The 20,566-nt window shown below is 44.5% G+C and carries 16 protein-coding genes; 4 read left to right on the plus strand and 12 right to left on the minus strand.

Annotation, left to right across the window (positions count from 1 at the left end):
• Positions 1 to 5: 5 nt before the first annotated feature.
• Positions 6 to 3,245, minus strand: a complete 3,240-nt coding sequence (locus tag X939_RS0116375) for a SusC/RagA family TonB-linked outer membrane protein (RefSeq protein WP_025764379.1) — start codon at positions 3,243 to 3,245, stop codon at positions 6 to 8.
• Positions 3,246 to 3,446: 201 nt separating this feature from the next.
• Here X939_RS0116375 and X939_RS0116380 point away from each other — a divergent pair, with 201 nt between their 5' ends.
• Entirely contained in the window at positions 3,447 to 4,043 is a 597-nt protein-coding gene (locus tag X939_RS0116380; RefSeq protein WP_025764380.1) for a TetR family transcriptional regulator, read from the plus strand.
• Positions 4,044 to 4,057: 14 nt separating this feature from the next.
• Here the strand turns inward: X939_RS0116380 and X939_RS23665 are convergent, their stop codons facing one another.
• The 9 genes from X939_RS23665 to X939_RS0116430 form a co-directional block, all read right to left on the minus strand.
• Positions 4,058 to 4,312 (minus strand): CBU_0592 family membrane protein, encoded by a 255-nt coding sequence (locus X939_RS23665; RefSeq protein ID WP_131694791.1) that lies wholly within the window; start codon positions 4,310 to 4,312, stop codon positions 4,058 to 4,060.
• Positions 4,313 to 4,437: 125 nt separating this feature from the next.
• Positions 4,438 to 5,760, minus strand: a complete 1,323-nt coding sequence (ffh, locus tag X939_RS0116390) for a signal recognition particle protein (RefSeq protein WP_025764382.1) — start codon at positions 5,758 to 5,760, stop codon at positions 4,438 to 4,440.
• A 221-nt stretch (positions 5,761 to 5,981) separates the two neighbouring features.
• Complete coding sequence (locus X939_RS0116395; RefSeq protein ID WP_025764383.1) at positions 5,982 to 6,308, minus strand: DUF6787 family protein; 327 nt, start codon at positions 6,306 to 6,308, stop codon at positions 5,982 to 5,984.
• 182 nt (positions 6,309 to 6,490) lie between these two features.
• Positions 6,491 to 6,970, minus strand: a complete 480-nt coding sequence (locus tag X939_RS0116400) for a hypothetical protein (protein ID WP_025764384.1) — start codon at positions 6,968 to 6,970, stop codon at positions 6,491 to 6,493.
• A gap of 41 nt (positions 6,971 to 7,011) precedes the next feature.
• Entirely contained in the window at positions 7,012 to 7,920 is a 909-nt protein-coding gene (locus tag X939_RS0116405; protein WP_025764385.1) for a hypothetical protein, read from the minus strand.
• 10 nt (positions 7,921 to 7,930) lie between these two features.
• On the minus strand, positions 7,931 to 9,064 hold the full coding sequence (locus X939_RS0116410) for a cytochrome-c peroxidase (protein WP_025764386.1): 1,134 nt from the start codon (positions 9,062 to 9,064) through the stop codon (positions 7,931 to 7,933).
• Positions 9,065 to 9,086: 22 nt separating this feature from the next.
• Positions 9,087 to 9,896 (minus strand): MbnP family protein, encoded by an 810-nt coding sequence (locus tag X939_RS0116415; RefSeq protein WP_025764387.1) that lies wholly within the window; start codon positions 9,894 to 9,896, stop codon positions 9,087 to 9,089.
• A gap of 233 nt (positions 9,897 to 10,129) precedes the next feature.
• The gene (locus X939_RS0116425; RefSeq protein WP_131694790.1) at positions 10,130 to 10,528 is read right to left on the minus strand and encodes a hypothetical protein; all 399 of its coding nucleotides are present in this window, start codon (positions 10,526 to 10,528) and stop codon (positions 10,130 to 10,132) included.
• Positions 10,529 to 10,613: 85 nt separating this feature from the next.
• Positions 10,614 to 10,961, minus strand: coding sequence for a hypothetical protein (locus X939_RS0116430; protein ID WP_025764389.1), 348 nt, complete (start codon positions 10,959 to 10,961; stop codon positions 10,614 to 10,616).
• A gap of 477 nt (positions 10,962 to 11,438) precedes the next feature.
• On the opposite strand from X939_RS0116430, the gene X939_RS0116435 reads away from it, so the two are divergent.
• The 3 genes from X939_RS0116435 to X939_RS0116445 are packed head-to-tail and all read left to right on the plus strand — an operon-like array spanning position 11,439 to position 15,335.
• A complete protein-coding gene (locus X939_RS0116435; RefSeq protein WP_084299515.1) occupies positions 11,439 to 12,368 on the plus strand; it encodes a DUF4249 domain-containing protein in 930 nt (309 codons plus the stop codon).
• Positions 12,369 to 12,382: 14 nt separating this feature from the next.
• The gene (locus X939_RS0116440) at positions 12,383 to 14,683 is read left to right on the plus strand and encodes a TonB-dependent receptor (protein ID WP_198034434.1); all 2,301 of its coding nucleotides are present in this window, start codon (positions 12,383 to 12,385) and stop codon (positions 14,681 to 14,683) included.
• A 28-nt stretch (positions 14,684 to 14,711) separates the two neighbouring features.
• The gene (locus tag X939_RS0116445; protein ID WP_025764392.1) at positions 14,712 to 15,335 is read left to right on the plus strand and encodes an outer membrane beta-barrel protein; all 624 of its coding nucleotides are present in this window, start codon (positions 14,712 to 14,714) and stop codon (positions 15,333 to 15,335) included.
• A gap of 460 nt (positions 15,336 to 15,795) precedes the next feature.
• On the opposite strand, the gene X939_RS0116450 is transcribed toward X939_RS0116445, so the two are convergent.
• A complete protein-coding gene (locus X939_RS0116450) occupies positions 15,796 to 18,852 on the minus strand; it encodes an efflux RND transporter permease subunit (RefSeq protein WP_025764393.1) in 3,057 nt (1,018 codons plus the stop codon).
• Positions 18,853 to 18,968: 116 nt separating this feature from the next.
• Positions 18,969 to 20,555 (minus strand): TolC family protein, encoded by a 1,587-nt coding sequence (locus X939_RS0116460; RefSeq protein ID WP_084299517.1) that lies wholly within the window; start codon positions 20,553 to 20,555, stop codon positions 18,969 to 18,971.
• Positions 20,556 to 20,566: the final 11 nt, after the last annotated feature.

Here is a 20,566-nt window from a genome sequence, read left to right on the forward strand (position 1 = left end):
GAGGTTTAAAATTCGATGTTCAGGCCAAAAGCCAGTTTTCTTTGGAATGGATAGGCCCTGGCACTGGATCCCTGATTGATGGCTTCTGGATCCACGAATTTTTTGATTTTTGAGAATTCGAAGATGTTCTCTGCAGTAGCGAAGACCCTCAGACGCTCTAGGGCCAGGCGCTGAAGTACGTTACGGGGGAGTGAATAGCCCAAGGTGATATTCTTTATCCGTACATAAGCTCCACTGAGGAGGTATTTTGTTTGTGGGATATCGAGTCCACTACCATAATTATTGTCGGCTAGCCATGATTGCATTACAGGATAGTTGGGATTGGTATTAGCATCGGCTAAGCCTGCGGCGATATATGATGCCGAATGTTTGGCTCTTTGGGCATCGCTGTCGGCAGTCGCTCGATAATGGTCCAGGTGCCAGGGATATACATTGGCATAGGGCTGTTGGTAGGGACCCCAGAATAGATAATGGTGAGGGTAATAATCTCCTTTCAATACTCCCTGAAGGAAAACGGAAGCGTCGAAGCCATTCCAGTCGGTGGCAAGGTTGAGGCCTATGCGGTATCGCTGTGTGCTGTTGCCGATTACCTTCAGGTCCTTGGGGTCAGAGGCAGTAAGGCCCTTTTCAATCTTTCCATCCCCATTTAGATCCTTGTATTTGGGCCAGCCGGGTATGATGTCAAGGGCTCCCCAAGGAACGATGGCCGATTGGTCCAGATTCTTAATCTCTTCCTCATCTTTGAAAAATCCATCGCTTTCCAGTCCCCATATTTCTCCTAGTTTTTCTCCTACCCGATGTTTAACCAGTAACTGCTGGTCATTTTTAAATTTCGTGATTTCTGCCTGTGAGTCGGAAAGTACGAGCTTAGCTTGCCAAGAGAGGGGCTTGGCACCAAGGTCGGTATGATCCGAATAAGCCAGAGATAGTTCCCAACCATTGGTTCGCAAGTCAGCTGAATTCTGGCTTGGAGCCGAAGAGCCCAGCACGGCAGGAAGTTCTTCTCCTGCGGTAAGCATCCCGGTAGTATTGCGAATGTAGTAGTCGTAATTGAGGAGAATTTTATTCTTCCAGAGGCCAAGATCCATCCCGAAATTCTGGGTAGCAACCCGTTCCCAGGTATAGCGTGCGGGATCGATATACAGCGATGGAGCACCTGTGATGACCATTTTTTGGCTGCCCGCTATCAGGTAGCTGGAGAGGGCTGCCGGAAGTGTTTGTAAATAGTTGTAATAACCTACATTCTGATTCCCTAGCGTACCATAGGAGGTTCTGAATTTAAGAGTAGAAAGTGTAGGCTTTGCCCAACTCATAAAACCTTCTGAACTGGCTATCCAAGCCGCAGAAACGGAAGGGAACAGACCCCAACGTCTTTCGGATGGGAAACGTGAGGACCCATCCATACGTCCATTAATTTCTAGAATATACCGGTCTTGGAAGGTATAGTTTAAGCGGCTGAAATAACTCCGGGTGGCGTAGGCGTCATATCCGCTGAATATTTTAGCTTCGCCGGTAGTAAGTCCAATAAAGGGCAAGGAAGAAGATATTAACTGGTCTCTCTGAGCCATCACCGTTCCATAGATATAGCTTTCCTGGTTATAGCCTGCAAGAACACTTAGTCCATGTGTCCCGAAATCTTTACGATAATTAGCATATAGGTTAATAGCGTTGTTTTTCAAATCGCCGTTATTTTGCGATACATAGCCATTGCCACCTTCCTGACGGATGTCGTCGGGGCCATAGCCGATGCTATACTTCTGCTGATAATTATCGTATTGTCTCGATTCTTTTTTGAAGCTAAAATCGGCATTCACCTGTAGATCCCCCTTAAAAAAGGTCCCGGCAAGAGAGGTAATGTTTTGTAATCCAAATAAGTTTTCCTGGTTTTGCCCTCCATCCACGAGGGTAGCCGCCAGCCGTCCGGCCGATGTATTGGCCCAGGTTCCATCCGGGTTCTGTGCCACATCGATGGGTTGTAAGGTATATAGATTGGTGATATTCGCTAAGGGTTGTTCCCTTTTGGTCTGATAAATGGATAGGTTATTGTCGACTTTGAGCCATTTTACAGGAGAAAAGTTGGTGCGTGCCTTCAGACCATAGCGATCCCAATAGTCCGCTGCCAATTTGTTCAGGCCGTTTTCGCGGGTGTAGTCGGCCGATAAATAGTACCCAATAGGCATTTTGTTGACCTGAGCTCCTCCGCTGAAAGAAAGACTTTGTTTCTGTGAAAATGCGGAAGGATTAAAAAAGTAGGTATACCAATCAGTATCGCCCATATAGGCCCATTTGCTTGGATCCTGTGGGTTCAGACGGGTGTCGGGAAGGGAGGGGTCTTCCGATCGTTGCTTGGCCCAAGCATAATGCTCATCCGAAAAGTTCACATAATCCCAAGGTGTATTGTCAGTAGCGGTCTCCAGCACCCTTGAGAAAATATAAGGGTCGGTTACAGGCTTGGGAAGTACGCTGGGCTTGCCCCAGGAAAAATAGGTGTTGTAGCTAATAGACTGCCGGCCTTGTCCACCTTGTTTGGTTGTGATCAGAATGACCCCGAAGGCGGCTCTGGCTCCATAGATGGCGGCTGAGGCGGCGTCACGAAGTACGGTAAAGGATGCTATATCGGCGGGATTAAGTCGTAACATGTCGTTGCCATCCGAAGACGGGATTCCGTCGATAACGATCAGAGGACTGCCGCCATTAATGGAAGTGTATCCACGGATATTGATCTCCGGTACTGTTCCTGGTGCTCCACCCCCATAGGTAATGTTGAGTCCGGGGCTGATACCCTGCAAGCCTTGCATGACATTTGCAATAGGCCGATCTTCAAGTTGCTTGCCAGCAATCTGGTCTACGGCTCCGGCCAGATTGATCTTTTTTTGAGTGCCAAAGCCTACGACCACCGTTTCCTGCAGCGTATTCACGTCTTCCTGAAGCGAAACCGTAAGTGTGCCAGAACTGCTGATGGGAAGCTCTTGCATTATGAAACCGATATAAGAAAAGATGAGGACAGAGTTAGGAGGGATGTTTTTTAATGTAAAACCTCCCTGATCATCTGTGCTGGTTCCACGCGTAGTCCCTTTAATCAGTATGCTCACCCCCGGCAATGGCTCCGAAAGCTTAGCGTCTAGTACGGTTCCTTCAATGTCCAGGTCCTGGCTCTGGCCCGGTATCCCGATCATTAATGCCAACATCAGGCTAAGCCATTTCATGCTGGTTACTTGCAGGATAATTTGTAATTTTTTTCTCATAATAACGATGAATTTGGAATACAATATCAATACAGGCAATAAAGGTGTGGCTTTTTAAACTTCTGTAGGTTAAGCTATTGTTAATGAATTGTGAACATAAATTAATTGAACGTTCATTCAAAGTATTCATTAATTGAGGCGGTTTGTTTCCTGGGAAAATGTGGTATATTGCTGCCGGTTAAAACTGTAAAAAGAATCCAGATGGGGCGGAAAAGTCTGAAGGAAGATCGTCAGAAGGAGATCATTAAGGTGTTTTATAAGTTGGCAAAAAAGGAGGGGATCGAAAATACGTCGATCGCAAAAATTGCCAAGGAAATGGATATCAATCCGAGTCTGATTATTCATTATTTTCAAACCAGGGAGGATCTGACATATGGATTAATAGATTTTATTCTAGACAAATACCTTTTGATTTACAAGGTTACGTCCAAAAAAATGGAATCTCCTAGGGAGGTTCTCCTAGAGATGATCGATAATTTGTTTTCAAAAAAATGGAATACACTCTTCGATGATGGTCTGTTTTACAGCTGTTATTCGCTGACTTTCAGGAATAAAAGAGTTCGAAGCATGTATAAGTCCATGCTAGACCGGTTAAGAGAAGAGCTTTCTTTGCAGATAGGGATCTGCCAGAAAGCGGGGTTGCTGGAGTTTGATGATCCTGAAGTAGTGGCCGACCGCATGTTTGTACTTGTAGATGGGGCCTATTATTATTTGAGTCTTGTCGACAACAAGGAAGAGTATGAGCGAAAAGTGAAAGCTTATAAGCAACAGGCCTTATCCATGCTGAAATTTTGTTAATAGATGATGGGGGATTAAGCGGGAGTGTTTCGAATGCGTCGGAAAAGAAGGGTGCAAAATCCTATGGTAAGCCAGATGCTGTTAACTACCAAGTTAGGGAGGTCATTATGAGCCCACGCGTCGATGATGAGGCCGATGGCTCCGGCCATATTCAAAAGATGAAAGACAGGACTTGATGCCTTTAACAAACCGGTTGACAGCAAAAAGTAGGCGAGGACATAAAAGACAACGCCAGCCCAGCCCAGGATTTCAACTATAAGTGGTGGCATATTCCAAACTTATTCAGGGGGTTTGATTCTGTTCTCTATCCGTACCGGTATTCCCTGCTTTCAAGGTGCGTTATGAAGAAAAAACAACGTCCCGACTGGCGTGCAGACGGGACGTTGTTTTCTATTTATCTTTTCAGCGCCTTGCTGAGTTTACCAGCGGCTTGCATGGTGTTCATTTTCTTCATCATTTTCCGCATTTCATCAAATTGCTTGATCAGGTTATTTACCTGCAGAATGGTGGTGCCGCTACCATTGGCAATTCGTTTTTTGCGGCTTCCGTCGATGATGTCGGGGTTGGCTCTCTCCTTTTTTGTCATCGATTGGATGATGGCTTCAATAGGCTTAAAAGAATCGTTGTCTACGTCTACATCCTTCATGGCACTGCCCATTCCTGGAATCATGCCGATCAGGTCTTTCACGTTGCCCATCTTTTTGATTTGCTGAAGCTGTCCCAAAAAGTCGTCAAAGTCAAATTTGTTCTGACGCATTTTGGCGTTAATCCTCTTGGCTTCATCTTCGTCGAAGGCCTGCTGGGCTCTTTCTACCAGGGAGATCACGTCACCCATACCCAGGATACGGCTCGCCATACGGTCGGGATAGAAAGCGTCGAGGGCTTCCATCTTTTCACCAGTACTGATAAACTTAATAGGCTTGTCTACTACCTGACGGATAGATAGGGCCGCTCCACCTCGGGCATCCCCATCAAGCTTGGTAAGTACCACTCCGTCGAAGTTCAGGCGCTCGTTGAAGGTCTTGGCAGTATTTACCGCGTCCTGACCCGTCATAGAATCGACTACAAATAGGATTTCAGTAGGCTTTACGGTCGACTTGATGTCGGCCACCTCTTGCATCATCACCTCATCTACGGCCAAGCGACCCGCAGTATCGACAATCACAATTTTTTTTCCGGTCTTGCGGGCATGAGCCACCGCATTTTCGGCAATACTAACGGCATTTTTATTTTCTGGCTCAGAATAAACTTCCACACCAATCTGCTCGCCCAGAACCTTAAGCTGGTCGATTGCGGCCGGACGGTAAACATCACAAGCGGTAAGCAATACCTGGCGGCCCTGCTTTTTGAGGTGCTGCGCCAGCTTTCCCGAGAAGGTCGTCTTACCCGAACCCTGTAGACCGGCGATCAGGATTACAGCCGGGTCACCTTTGATATTGATTCCTTCAGCCTTGCCTCCCATCAGTTCGGTAAGCTCTTCCTGGACGATTTTAACAAACATTTGTCCAGGCTCTACCGAAATCAAAATCTTACGATCTAGAGCCGTTTCCTTGATACGGTCGGTGATTTCTTTGGCAATCTTGAAGTTAACATCGGCATCAACCAATGCTTTTCTTACCTCTTTGGTGGTTGCCGCAACATTTATATCCGAAATCCGGTCCTTCCCTTTTAGGGTTCTAAAGGCCGTATTTAGCTTATCTTGTAAGTTTTCAAACATGGAACGATATGAATGATTCTAATCCTGATTTAAAATAATCACAAATGTACAAATAAAAAAGGGAGTAGTAGAAAACTACCTAAGGCTCTGGGCTGATTATTTAACAGGTAACAAAAAAAGGCCCTACCAGAAGGTGTGGCCTTAGGATAAAATCCTGGTTTCCTATTGCCGGGAGGGTGGCTCCCGATAGCGGGCCAGGGCCCACTCCTGCGCACTTTAATTTATTTGAATTTGGCGGCAATCCACTGTAGCATCTTCTTTTCTTTTTCCCAGAAAAAAGAAAACTGCCCCAGCAAAAAACCATATATCAGTAATAAAGACTGATAAGTAGGGAAAATAAAGATGATATAAGTGATGGTTTTAAGCCAAAGAGGGGTGGCATCGTCGTAGCCCAATAAATGAAATAGCCCTTTACGTAACCATACCACCGAAGAGCCCGATAGGGTAAAGACGGCTAATACCAATAGCACCTGTCTTGTGGTTTCCAGCCCCCATTTCTCTTGCATCTTTCCCAACCATGGTTGTGCACTCTTTTCCATTTCCGCCATTTTTCCGTTTTTGGTTATCGTCTTAGCGTAGATTGATCTCGCTTCATATTCATTATTCTGGCAAATTTAAAGGAATTAATTACCTGTTCATAATGGTTTTTTCAAGATTACCCAATTTTAATTCCTTCTTAATTTGGAGAAAAACGATTTTGATTCTTTTCAAATTAAGAAGGAACTGAAGCTTACTTTTCTTTAAAATAGCTTTCCGCGCTGGCTATGGCTTGCTGCATGGCGGTTCTCACCGATTCGATTCGGGTTTTCTGTACCTGAAGGTAGGAGGCCGCTCCTTCGTCACTGAGGTCGGTAAGGGTATCGGGGCTATATTGCCGCATCCATCCCATCATATGCTGATCGGCTTGTTCCAGACGCTGCTCTAAGGCCTCCGCCTCTGCAATTCTTTTGGTGTTCGTGGTAGATTTTTCAAGTCCTTCCAACTCTTGAATCTCCTTACGTAGGTCTTTCTTAAGACGCATAATATCTTCCATACGAGGCATTATGCTATCGTGTATGGCCATAACTTCTGCCGCCCTGGGATCGCCTAAGACTTCGGGATGCTGGTGATGTACATCGGCCATGTCGTGGTTGCCTGTTTGTCCGGAAGGTTTAGAGTTACAGGCCCAGAGTCCTGTAGCTATTATTAGTGCGAAAAAGATACATTTCATGATTATGGTGATTATGATGATAACGAATATGATGCGTGAAGCTAAAACAAAAAACCAAGCTGGATCAGACCCCTAGGCTTAGCAAGGACATAGCCGTCGGAAAGATCCTGTGCCAAAGGTTTTTGAGCACTGACACCCAAGGTCCAACGTTCAGCAAATAGGGTAAGTCCCAAGGTTCCGTTAATTAGAGTCCCTCCAGTCTCACGGATTTCTACACCCGCTCTGCTTCCCAGTTGCGATTTTTCGCCATATACCCCTATGTGAGGCGTTACTGTCAGCTTCTTTATAAGAATCGAGCGATACAGGTCTATGGTTCCATATAGCTGATCGCCGAATTTGTAATCCTCCCTATTGGTAGTATTAAACTTCCTGGAAATATTGGTGGCAAGGCCCCATTGCTGGTAATTGAGGGTGTAAAATGCATTGATCATGAAGTCGGTGCTTCCTGTTCCCGACTGGAAATTGGGGTTGGCTACATCGGTAAGGTCGTCTTCATTATATTTAAATCGGCCAGTGGGCAGCTTAACGCCGCCCCCGACCAGAAGCGTGTGTGTAAACGCGGCATTCGATTCAGTATCCATAAACGTGTTGATGATGTTATAGTTGACCAGTATACTGGCATCTCCCAGACCATTTTGTTTCTTGGTTTCCGATGTTGTGGTTTGTTGGGATAAACGGTAAGGAAGAAAAGCCAGTACCTGTACCCGTTTTATAGGGAAAAAACGGGTATATAACTCGGCAACTTCAAAATTTTCCTTTGTTTGTAGTACCCTGCTTTCAGGATGGGCAGTAAACTGAATTTGTTGGTACCGTAGGCCTATAAGCGATTTGTTGGATTGGGGCATCAGCCCAAAGTACGATCCACTGTTGGCACAACCACAAGCGTCGCAGGCCTTGGATTCTGTAGCGGTCAGCAATAGCGCTAAGGCTAGCAATATTGTAAGTCTCATAATATTTTTGTTAAAATGCGTTTCCAACTCCTGGATCCGCGTGACGAGGGTCTTTGGTAAACTGCTCATCGTTTAAAGTTCGTAGAAAGGCAATGAGTGCTAATTTTTCTGCCGTACTGATTCTGATGCCCGGTCGGCTCGGGTCTTGCAATAGCAAGGGATCCAGAGTTGGCGATACCTCAATAACGGATAATTTGCTGGAGTTTTGATTGTTGGCGTAATGATCCAACACTTCCTCCAAGCTATAAAACCGACCATCATGCATATAGGGAGCAGTCAGTCCTACATTTCTTAGGCTGGGCACCTTAAACTTATAATCGTCAGTTACGTCCAAGGTAATGGCTGACCTTCCTTTGTCGTCTATTCGGTTGGGACTAAGCCCATTATTCCTGAAGCTATGGTCGGTAAACAAGGTGCCGGTATGGCATGAGGCGCATTTTTGTTGGAAAATGCTCAGCCCTTCCTTCTCCTGACTGTTCAACGCATTTTGGTCGCCCTGCACATAATAGTCGTACCGCGAGGTAGCTGATACCAGGGTCATCATAAACTGTGACATGGCTTTGAGCATACGTTCCGAATTGATCTCCTCAGTCCCATAGGCCTTTTGAAACAATTTGGGGTAATTGACCTTGCTGTTGCTGCCGGCCTTGCCCGTGTTCCTTAGTTTTTCAAGAATATTAGACAGAGTTTCGTCCATTTCCACGGGATTTTCTATAGGGGCAGGCGGGACCAAGTCCAAATGATGCACACCACCATCCCAAAAAAAGGAGGTGTTCCAGGCCAAATTTTGAACTGATGGGGAATTGCGTACACCTACCCGGTCGTCGACGCCATGACTAAGATCGTGGCCGTGGTGGGTAAAAGCAGCCGCTGGCTGGTGGCAGGTGCCGCAGCCAATATTTCCAGTCCGCGACAGAATGCCGTCGTAAAACAGGAATCTGCCTAGCTCGACCCCTTCTTCGGTCATGGTATTTTTGGAAAGATCGTAAACCGGATCCGGGAAATGACTGGGTTTGCTCCAGGTTAATGGGGTAGGACCTGTCGGCTCCGGTTCAGGAGAATCTCCCGTCCCGGATTTGCAGGATGCTACCACCAAAGCCAGAAGACCCCAGAATAGCATTTGTACCTTGAATTTCCTTTTCATCCGATTTACGATTTTAAAGGCGTTAATTGGCATGGATATGATCCAGACTGAACATATTGATATAATTGTCAGCAACATTTTTGCTATAGTCCGAGGCCATTACCACTGGAGTGGCGGCTACACTTACCACTGTGCTGCCATTCATTACTTTCATCGCATCGGCAAGCAGGTGAACCTGGGGGGCCATGGTACCGGTTACAGAGGCCTTCTTTCCGGCAAAATCGACCCTGACCGTCTTAATATTATTTAAGGTGGCCTTTTCCAACCCTCCAAAAAGGCCAATATGAAAATAATATTTTCCGTTTGCCGTGTTAATGGACTCCGAAGTGCCCTCCATTTTCATGAAAATATAACCTGAGTTCCAAGACCAATACATTACTTCGGAATAGCCGGGATCTAGTACGCCCTTTCTATTGCTGGCATCCGAAACACTCCGTAAGCTATCTACACCCACCATGAACTCTACGCCGGTGTATTCTCCTACAGGAATATTTTTCAGGTCCAGAACCTGAGAAGCAATATCATTTTCACGTACCAGAAAATAGCTGGAGTCTTGGGGTAGGGTGAAACTGCTTCCATCAGATTTTATAAGTTTGATATTGGAAATATAGTAATTAAAGGCGGTAATATTGAAGCGCTCGCCAGCAGCATTGGTATAAAAATCAGTATCCAGCTTTAGGTCACGGTCTCCTACGACATTATCGAATTCTAATTTTAGGCTACCCGTGCTGGCCTGAGGTTCCAGGGGAGCCATATTATTGTCACATGAAACGAGTACCATGGCAAATACTGCACAAATAGAAGCAAGGAATATACGGATCGAAAATTTCATGATTTTATTAAAATATAAGGTAGCGCCTCAGTTAGCAAACAACTGCTTTGCAGAGGGTAAAATAGGTTTATATATGAAACCCATCCTGAAAACGGTGGGAACATTGATTTTGTTTTGGAAAGGGACAATGGAAGCAGATCAAACGGCTTAATGGCATATCAATAGGAGGGATTATAAATGTAATCCGCTCATTTTTAAAGGCTAATAGCGTTAAAATCCTTGGTGCTTCCCGTTTAGGCTATAATGGGGGGATGGAATATGTCGGAGGCTACATCCCCGATAATGAATAGGGATGAATAAATGAAACCAGTTTTTATGATGGTTTTTATCCGATGGATAGGGGTAGACAGTTGGTAGAAAGCAAGCAGCTGAGCGGGCGCATCAATCAACTTGATGACATAGTTCTGTGCCGCCTCTTTTTCTTGCTGCTCTTGTACTGCTGCTAATTTCTTGGCCAGAAAACATTGTCCGTTACAATTAAGCTGGGGACGTGTTCTGTTTTCACATAGATTGGCGACAATATAATCGCGGCGGATTTCAAAGTCCAGATACAACAAAGGAATCACCCATACTTTTACAAGCATTAGGCTCAGCAGGCTGAGTGCGACGATTTGTTGAGATCTTGCTTTCACTATAGAGTAGACCGTTGGTGACCTAGAGGTCACATTTTAGGCAAATATAAGTAAGGATGCTTTAATATGCATGGAAAATTCATTTTTATCCATTTTTGACAGCTCGTCGAAAGAACCCGCCCATATAGCTGCCGACGAGGGGTAGGGTGCAACCCAGATAGACGGAAAAGGTTGCAATATCCTCTCTTTGGGCTACCATTAGCTCTGTATTACTGATAATAAAATAGCTGACGAGCGTGCTAGCGCCCATGGTCAAGGCTAATATCCAGCCTTTCCGGGGTTCGAGCCAGCCCGCCACAACACTCAAAAGGAGCATAATCATAAAGGGCAAATGAATGCCTTCACTGTAAAAGCTGATGACGGTGGAAAGCACACCGAAGATGATGGCTATAGGTATATGACGAATAAGGTGGGGGGCGTTGGTATCAGCCATGTAAAAGACAAGTTGATTTAAGGTTTGCAAAGTTACAAGCTAAATACCAAACTGACCGATATCAGCTGGGAAATTTGAAATAGCATCTGCCACGATCGTATCCTTAACTATGCTACAATCTGGGACAGTGCCACAAGCTGGTAAGCGTTTAATCAAGCTTATTGCTTCAATATAAAACCAATTCCTTGGATTCGTATTTTTTTATCGATCGTAATTTTCTGACATATGTCAGAAAGTATTGGAAGGGTTGTTTCTTACCTTTGCCAAACAACACCCCGCCAAGCTTTACTTGATCAAGGGCGAGGCGATTATTTGTTTAAATCATTATACCAATCACTGAAGCAGCATTGATAATCAGCACATCGGTTGGCCATTTTTATCGCGACACATAAAGAATGAAAGGGAGCATTTAACCTTTAAACCATGTAATATTGATGAGCGTCTCCAACGTTTTGCTGAATCATTTTTAATGTACATATGAGGTATTTATGTATTTTACTATTGCTAATGGTGTCGGGGTGCAAGGAGTCCAGCCTAGATCTGGATATTCCTTATGCAGGCGATAAGCTGGTTTTATGGGGGAAACTTAAAGCGGGAGCTCCCATAAGAATACAGGTTACCAGAACCTTCACTCCCGTTGGCTATATTCCGGAAGACGTTACCGTTTCAGATGCAAAGGTGAAAATAATACGGGATGGTAAAGAATCTATTGAATTAACTCCACATGCTAGTGAAAGGGGTGTTTACGTATCCGATCGCCAGATACAGACAGGGGCGACTTATATTGTAATAGCTTCTGCGCCCATGCTGCCTACTGCCGAATCGGAGCCGGTATTGGTGCCGTTGGAACTACCGGATGTAACCGTTGAAAGAGACCGAAATGTTCCTGGTGAAATCAACCATCAGACACCTCAGGACCTTGTAAGCCTAAACTTCCCAGAAAAGCTTTCGGAGGTCGAGAAATATTATACCCTCACATTTTTATCTTACTACAAGAAAGATACGGTTTCATCTGCTCCGTATGGTGCCACCGACAATATACCCGCCCAGGAAGAAGATTGTCATACCTGGGCAAAGGAAAAAATAGGGACCTATTTTAGTGAAACGGCAGGAATTACCTATGATCGGCTTGTTACCGTTTTTTTAATGAAGAGTAAGTGCCTACCAGATACACGAGACCCCATAAAATTTTATATCATAGCGGGTAATGATAGAGAGTCGGCATATAAGGTTATGCTGCGCATTGGGAGCGTAACAAAAGAGGCTTTTGAATATGCCAAAATTGAATATGACCAACCTGAGGGCGCTGACCTTCTGGTGCTTCCTCCGCAAAGAGCATTGACCAACATTAAGAATGGCTATGGGCTCATTTTTGCTTCCAATGAAAAAACGATAGAAATACCATGACAAAATATTTTTTAATGGCTTTTCTTTTCCTCGCTGGTATGGAGGCCACCTTTTCTCAGAAGTTGATCATAAGTGGAACGGTCCGTGATGAGGCCACCGGGGAACTTCTGGTAGGCGCCACCGTAAAAGATAGTCTGTCACAAACGGGCGTGCAGACCAACGCTTATGGCTTTTTTAGTCTGGAAATTCCTTCGGGTGACCACCCACTTACAGTGAGCTTTGTTGGCTATTCGCCCTGTTACATCGCAGATTTTACCTCACTCAAATATCCCTTAGAGGTCAGACTTAAACAAGATTATCTGCTACAGGAGGTTACGGTGAAGGAAGATAAGATGAAGACTATGCCCATTGGAGGGCTATCGATGTCGATGGATAAAATAAAATCAATGCCAGCGTTGTTGGGAGAAGTGGATGTGCTGAAGGCCTTAAGCTTTACACCAGGTGTTTCGACTGGTACGGAGGGCAGTGCTGGCTTGTATATCCGTGGAGGGACACCCGATCAAAATCTGATTTTACTGGACGAAGTCCCCGTTTATAATGTTACCCATCTGGGTGGATTCTTTTCGGTTTTCAATCCAAGTTCTTTAAAGTCGGTTGAATTATACAAAGGAGCGTTCCCTGCCCGCTATGGCGGCAGGCTGGCCTCGGTGATAGACCTCACCATGAAAGACGGGAACAATCAGAAATTCGGCGGAGAAGTGGGCATCGGCATCCTCAACCAAAATCTTACTTTGGAAGGGCCGATCATTGGTAACAAGGCTTCGTTTATTGTGTCGGGTCGGATCTCTACCTTAGGCCTATCTTCCTTGTTGCAGCCGAAGAAGTCGAGCGGATATGGTGAAACACGGGAGTATCGCTTCTACGATCTCAATGCAAAATTCAACTACCCGATCAATAAAACAGACCAGATCTACTTCAGTGTGTACAATGGTTTTGACCACTTTACCTACAGTGAATGGAGTGCTAACGGCGGGAGGGAAACGGAAGCGGCCCTAGGGAACAACTGGGGTAACACCACGGCAACGATCCGGTATAGTAAGGTTTTTTCTCAAAAACTCTTTGCCCGATTCGCTCTACTCTATTCGAAATATACCAGTGAGATGACCAATCGTTTTGACGATATAAAGTTGAATGTTGATCCCGTAAAATTGTTTCGAAACACAAATGCCGGCGTAGTGGACTTAGGCGGTAAGGCCCAGTTCGATTATTTCCTGAACAACCGTTCAACTCTGAAGTTTGGATTGGACGTCACCAGACACTCCTTTAGCCCATTTGTTACCGAAAGCAATTATAATGATGCACCCAACGATACAAAAAAAGACAAGCTTCCGGCAACGCAGCTAGACCTCTACATTGATGCTGCTATCGCCATCACGCCGACATTACGCTTTGATCCAGGTCTACGCTATAGTACCTATCAGGTTGAAGATCGTACGTTTTTGAATCCAGAGCCTCGCTTGGGGTTGAGCTGGGACCTTCCAGCCAACTGGACTCTCAAAGGTGGTTACACGATGATGAATCAATATGTTCATCTGCTCACCAATAATGGCTTTGGATTTGGCTATGATGCCTGGCTTCCGTCTACCGCCAAGGTTGTGCCATCCAGAAGCAATCAAATCTCAGTTGGAGTGTACAAAACTTTTCCTCGCCCTGGTCTGGATCTATCTGTTGAAGTTTATACAACGAAGATGAAAAATCTGATAGACTATCCGGATGGTACCAATTTTACCGGACTACTGGCTGAGTCCTGGGATGATATTGTTATAAAAAATGGAAAGGGGCGTGTAAAAGGAATTGAGTTTATGCTGAGTAAAAAGACGGGCAAATTCAATGGCTGGTTTTCCTATACCTTGTCAAAATCGGAAAGGAGATTTTCGGAAATCAACGACGCTGCCTGGTTCCCGATGAAATATGACCGACGCCATAATCTATCCATCACAGCAAGCTATGTCCTAGGTAAAAAATGGAAATTAAATACCAATTTTATTTATCAGACCGGACATGCCGTTACATTGCCCGAGAGTGCTTTCGTTACTGACGACAGTGGCGGTCCCCGATTTATATACGATAAAAGAAACAACGGAAGAATGCCTGCGTTTCACCGGCTAGACTTAGGTGCTAGCAAATCGTTGGTAACGCCTCACAAGCGAAAAGCTGAGTTGCGACTCGGCCTCTATAATGCTTATAATAGGAGCAATCCGCTATATCTGGATCTGAAGACAGAGCAAAACCTTAATTCCCCCACCCGGATTGTTATCAAGCAGGTTTCCTTCCTACCCATCTTGCCTTATATAGGCTATACATTGAAATTTTAAACAACAATATTAATATTCAAAATTGACCATGACAAAAGCATCCATTTTCTTTCTGGCCTGTCTCCTCATTGCGGGGTATTCATTTGCACAGCAGGGTGTTGATTCTAATCATGCGGATAGGTCAATAGAGCGTCCCACCTATCAGGACTTACAAAAAGGAGCCCTTACTTTTACATTGAATGGCTCAGCGAATAATAGTGAACAAAAGGCAGGTTGGTCATTGACGCCCCAGGCCGGTTATCTGGTGGCGGATCGATGGGTGGTTGGGGTTCAGTTGTCTATGGCAAACCGTTTTTCGAAGCGGGGAAACAGCTGGGCAAGTCTGAAGCGGGGTGGGCTAAAGGAATTTGCTTTTACACCCGAAGTATACACCCGTTATTATGTCCTACCCTTCCGGCTAACGCCCTTTGTACAGTTATCATCAGGTTATAACTTTGGGAAATTGACAGGAGCCTCGACGATTGCAGGAGAAGAAATCACGATGAATACCAATCATTACGTCATGTTTTGGGCCGTTGGCTTGAGTTTGCGGATCGGTAAGAATATGGGATTGCAGACTCAGTATAATTTGCCTTTAGTTGTAGACTCGAATACGAATGATATGATAAGAGGGAACCGTTTTCGGCTGGGGTTGTCATTTTATCTTAGATAATTCTTCTATCGTGAAGTCTTCTCTTTCAGGAGAGATGTGGGCAGAGTTTTGTAACTTTTTTGAATCAGCTATAATGTTCTGACCATACCGCCATTTGACAAGCAACTCAAGCGGCTGGCTAAAAAATACCTCTCGCTAAAAAATGAGTTTGCCGAACTCCTGGAATGTTTAGAGCAAGGAACCGGAGCAAGGCATTGGTCTTGGCAACAACTGCCATATAATACGCATTGCTGACCGTCGAAAGTTAGCGCTGTAGGTGCGGCATTGTGGTATGGTTTTCACAGACATTATAATCGTAATTGAGTTAAATATGCTTATTCTTACCTCCATTGAAACTTTCCGTCATTAGCAATTATGCGAATATTCTTGATCAATTCATCTGCCATCATTTTGTGCTTGTTTAAGCTACAAAATGGTTCAAGGATTCAGGCGGTTAGGAACCTTGTCAAAGAAATGGCACCTAAGATTTTTTATTTCTTTCAACACGATTTTTCTCTAACCAATAATACGTCAATGGAATAAAAGTCCATGAGATCAACACACCCAACAACATGCCTCCTATTACAGCCAATGCCAGAGGTTTTTGTAGCTCAGCACCCAATCCTGATGACCAAAGTATGGGTAGTAGGCCCAGTACGGTTGTCAATAAGGTCATTAATTGAGATTGCAGCCTTTTTTCTCCTCCTTTTCGGATCGTTTCCATTAGAGACAAGGTATCACGGGTACGGTTCATAGTATCTATTTTCAAAATTGAATCGTTATCCAGCAAGCCGATCAAGACGATCAACCCAATGGCCGACATGATGTTAAGGCCATTGCCTGCCAAATAAAGGGACACCAGTGCCCCTGTGGTGCCAAAAACGATCGTCAGTAACACGATGAAGGGTTGTTGCAACGATTCGAACTGCGCAGCAAGAATAAAGAACAGCATCCCGACGGCAATGAGGATAATGCCGGCCAAATCTTCAATATATGACAAATTACGATAGTAACTTCCTGTAAACTGTGAAGATAACATCTCTACGCTGGAGAGAAGATTTTCTACTTTTGTTCTGAGAGCAGGAACATTTTCATTTTTAACTTCCGGTTCTAAAGGCACATAAGATCCATCCTTTCCCATATACAACGCTGCAAAATCAACACTTTTGGTATAATTCAAGAATTCTTTCAGGGAAATATACTGACCGTCCCGATTGGTCACGAAACTTTTGTTAAGTAAATCCTGCAAACCCAAAGGAGATGTCTGATTACCTAAAAAAATGGGGATTTGTTGCTGGTCAGATCGTAGTATGCCAATGTTTTCATTATTTAGCTGCATTCGCAACACCTTTATTACCTGTTCTGCATCAACATTGTATAATAAAAGTTTGTCTGTTTGAACGTGTAATTGAATACGCTCTCTCCTAGGCGGTGCTTGAACAATAATTCCGTTTTTGGCCAGCAATTTATTGGTGGAATCAACCATAGCAAGTGTTGGAGATAACTGGCTGTGGCGTCCCGATAATAATATACGCAAAGGTGACTCTGCTGTTTGGAACAACTGTTCAAAAACGTTAAGGGCGGGTCTTGTTTCATATACTGCAGAGGGGTAATCCTGTTGAATGCTTTTGCTGATCGCCAAATCAAGGGAATCGAAGGCAGCGGGAGAATTCACCTTGGCAATAACCAATGCCTCAGTAGAAGATTGATGCAGACGGTTATTTAATAAAAATTGCTGCTGCCCTACAAACAAGCCTGTCTCCAAAGGCTTGACATCTAGCTTATTGATGATGCTGATCAAGCGTCGATCACTTTCCTGAGGACTTACGGGTTCGTTCCAGTTGACGTATGTTTCCAGCTCCGTACGGCTAATGGCGGGCATCCCTCTTTTATCAATATGTTTAACTACCCAAATGGAGCCCAATGTCAGCAAAACCCAAAAGGAGACCATTATTCCAGGGTGTTTCATGGCAAAGTAAAATACCCTGTTATACAGCTTTAAGGACATCCTTGATGCAGCGGTCGGTAGGCTTTTCGCAGGTTTGGTGTTTTTGAAAAATTGAAAATACATGACCGGAATAAAGGTGTAGGAAGTAAGTAATGAAATGCCCAGAGCCAGTGAAACAGCAATGGCTTGATCGAAAAACAGTGCTCCGGCTATCCCGCTTAAAAAGAGCAAGGGCAGAAATACTGCCGAGTTGGTTAAAACGGAAGTGAACAATGGTTTTATCACTTCCTCGGCTCCGTGTATACAAGCATCCGAAATGGAAACCGCACCGATTTCTTGCTGCCGTTCCAGATGCTGTTCAATGTTTTCAATGATGATGATTGCGCTATCAATAATCTCCCCGATACCCAGTACGAGCCCCGCCAGTGAAACGATGTTGATGGATATGCCAAACACAAAAAATCCCAAAAGGGTGATTGTTAAGGAAATGGGGATAACCAAGCCAATTAATAATAGTATTCTTTTATCCTTCATAAAGAAAAGGATCATTACAAAAGACAAAAGGGCACCTGTAATGAGACTGCTTATCAGGTTACTAATCGACAAGTCCAACAACTCTGTTTGGTCCTGACTTATTTTGAAATCTAATTGGGGGTAGTCCTTCTCGAAAGTTTTGACCAAACTGTTCATGGTTTCCCTCAACCGCAATAGCTGGGCTTCATTTTGTTTGATTACCGCCATACCAATCGCCCTTTTTCCATTGAAAGTATATAAGCCGGTAGGTTTCTGTTCTTGTATCGAAATCTTGGCAACATCCCCCAGTCTTATAAGCCGCGGATTTTCTTTCCCAATTTTAAAGTACAGATTTTCAATATCCCTGGTATTCCTCAAAGAAGCCTCAAAGCTAATGCTGTATTCATAGGGGCCATCCTTGATGATGACGTTTCCAAGCTCTCCAGACTGTTTTCTGATCAGTTCCGAAAGATCGTTTAGGGTAGCACCTGTCTGTTGCAAGGAGGATATATTGGGTTGCACAAGCACTACCGCCATGGCCAATCCGGTCATATCAACAAATGAGATTTCCTGCAATTGTTCCAGCCGCCGTTTCAGCACATTCTCACAAAAATTACTAAGTTCAAGAAAATCGCTGCTATCATCCTTGTATTGCACATTCAGTTGAAACACTGGAATGTCACCGGCTCCGGCTTTGATAACCCTCGGCCTTTGCATATCTCTAGGAAGACTTTCCATGAGTATGTCTATCTTCTCATTGGCTTCCAGATAGGCTAGACTGACATCCGTGTCGTAGTCGAATCGTAATTTTATGATTACCTGACCATCATTGGATATCGCTTCCAGATCGTCGAGATGGTTCAATTGAAGAAGCTGATTCCGCAATGGCTGAGCTATTATCTGCTGTATTTGTCGGGCATCGGCGTTTGGATAGCTTGCTTGTACAGTAATTTCAGGAACGGGAATATCGGGCAATAACGAAACGGGTAGCAATCTGGTAACAATAATGCCCAACACGACCAACGTGAGTGCCACTACGCAGGTACCAATGGGACGGTATATGAGGTAGCGTACCATTTACCAGCGGATAATAATTGCCGACTCCTTCTCTTTATTAGGGAGGGTGGGGCGGTTGACTTCCATCCTGAGGTTGAAGACGACATTCACCTTAAACTTTTCATTTGTAGCCAACCTCATTCCTTTTTATATTTAAGTGGTTCATTTTTTAGAAAATCATACAAAGTCAGCCGCCGGAGCGTGTAAAATAATAACCAGTAATCGCTTAAAGCCTGAATAAACCCCCTTTTTGCAGTAACGCTTTCTTGCAGCGCTAGATTTAAATCCGGTATTGTTAGCTTGCCCAACAGATATCGCTCCTTGGTAATTGCCAATCGTTGCTGGGCAACGGTATCTGCTTTACCTGCAATTTGTAATTGACTATACTTTTGGTTGAACCTGAGTACCTGCATGTATATTTCCTGTTCGAAAATCAGCTCTTCCTGTTGCATGTTTACTTCCACCAGCTCACGGTTGGCCTGCGCTAGCCGTATTTGGGATTTACGATAGCCCCAGTCCTGAATAGGAACGTCGAGCGTAACGCCAATATATTGCTGATTTTGCAGGCCACGGTACGAATCTCCGAGCCTGGCAGCAGTTTGCTGTGTGCCCAGGTTGGCTATCAGGCTTAGTTCCAGGCTGTTTTGTCCTTTTGCCCTAGCAACTTCTTGGTCGGCTTGTAGGCGTTCGCTACGAAATTTCAGTATGGCTGGCCGATTAAACTGCGCCTGTTCCAATGCCTTTTCATACGATATGCTTATTTCCTCCGGTATAGATGGAACCAACAAATGAAGACGATCTTCGTCACCTAACCCTAAAACCCTCTTGAGACTTCTTATCGCTTCTTCTCTAGCAATTCTATTGTCGTTCAGTTCACTTTTTGCTTTGAGCATATTCAATTCCAACTGTAACAAATCGGTACGGGGCACGGTGCCAATGGCAAATCTTTCCTGCGACAAGTTGTACAGCGTATCTGCCTGGGCCTGGTTGGCCTCAGTAATATCAATAGCGACCTGCGCTTCAAGGCCCTCAAGGAACAATTTGACCGCTTCAAGCGAGGTAAGTTCCATATCTTCGGCGTATCCTCGGCCTGCCGTTTCAAACAATACCGGTTCGAGTTTTCTCTTCCAATAAAAATCGTTATAAAGAAGGGAGTTTTGTGTGTACGATAGTTGTATCGGTGTGGATAGAAAATAGCTTGACTGATTTCCGGAAAAATTGTCGGTACGTTGAAGACTGGTACCCGCCTGCAAGGTTCCGCCCGTAAATCCTATGTTTTGTAATACACTTAGCCCTAAACTGTTGTTAGCCTGGGAAACACGCACAAACTGTATGGAGCCGTCCGGTTGTGTAATGGGGTTAATGGCCCGGTAAAAAGTAGGAACGGTTGCATTAAGCCTGATTTGAGGCTTAAAACCAGCCTTAAAATTACTAAACTGCCAATAGCTCCGCTCATACGTATTTTTGGCACGGTGATAAAATGGTGATTGGCTCTGCGCCAGGCTTATGGCTTCATGCAGGGACAGCGTTTTTTGTGAAAAACAAGAAAAAGAAATAAGGAGGAAAGGGAGAAGAGTGAAACGGGACATAGGAGCGAGGACAACCCAAGAAAGGTGCCTGGTGTGATCAACAATACATCTCAACCCATGCCAGACGATAAATGCTGGCTGGGCAATAAAACGCTCCTTAAAATGGCTTCCAGGTTTATAATTCCACGTCTCCATTTTTACTTTTT

The organism is Dyadobacter tibetensis Y620-1, from assembly GCF_000566685.1.
Lineage (GTDB): Bacteria > Bacteroidota > Bacteroidia > Cytophagales > Spirosomataceae > Dyadobacter > Dyadobacter tibetensis.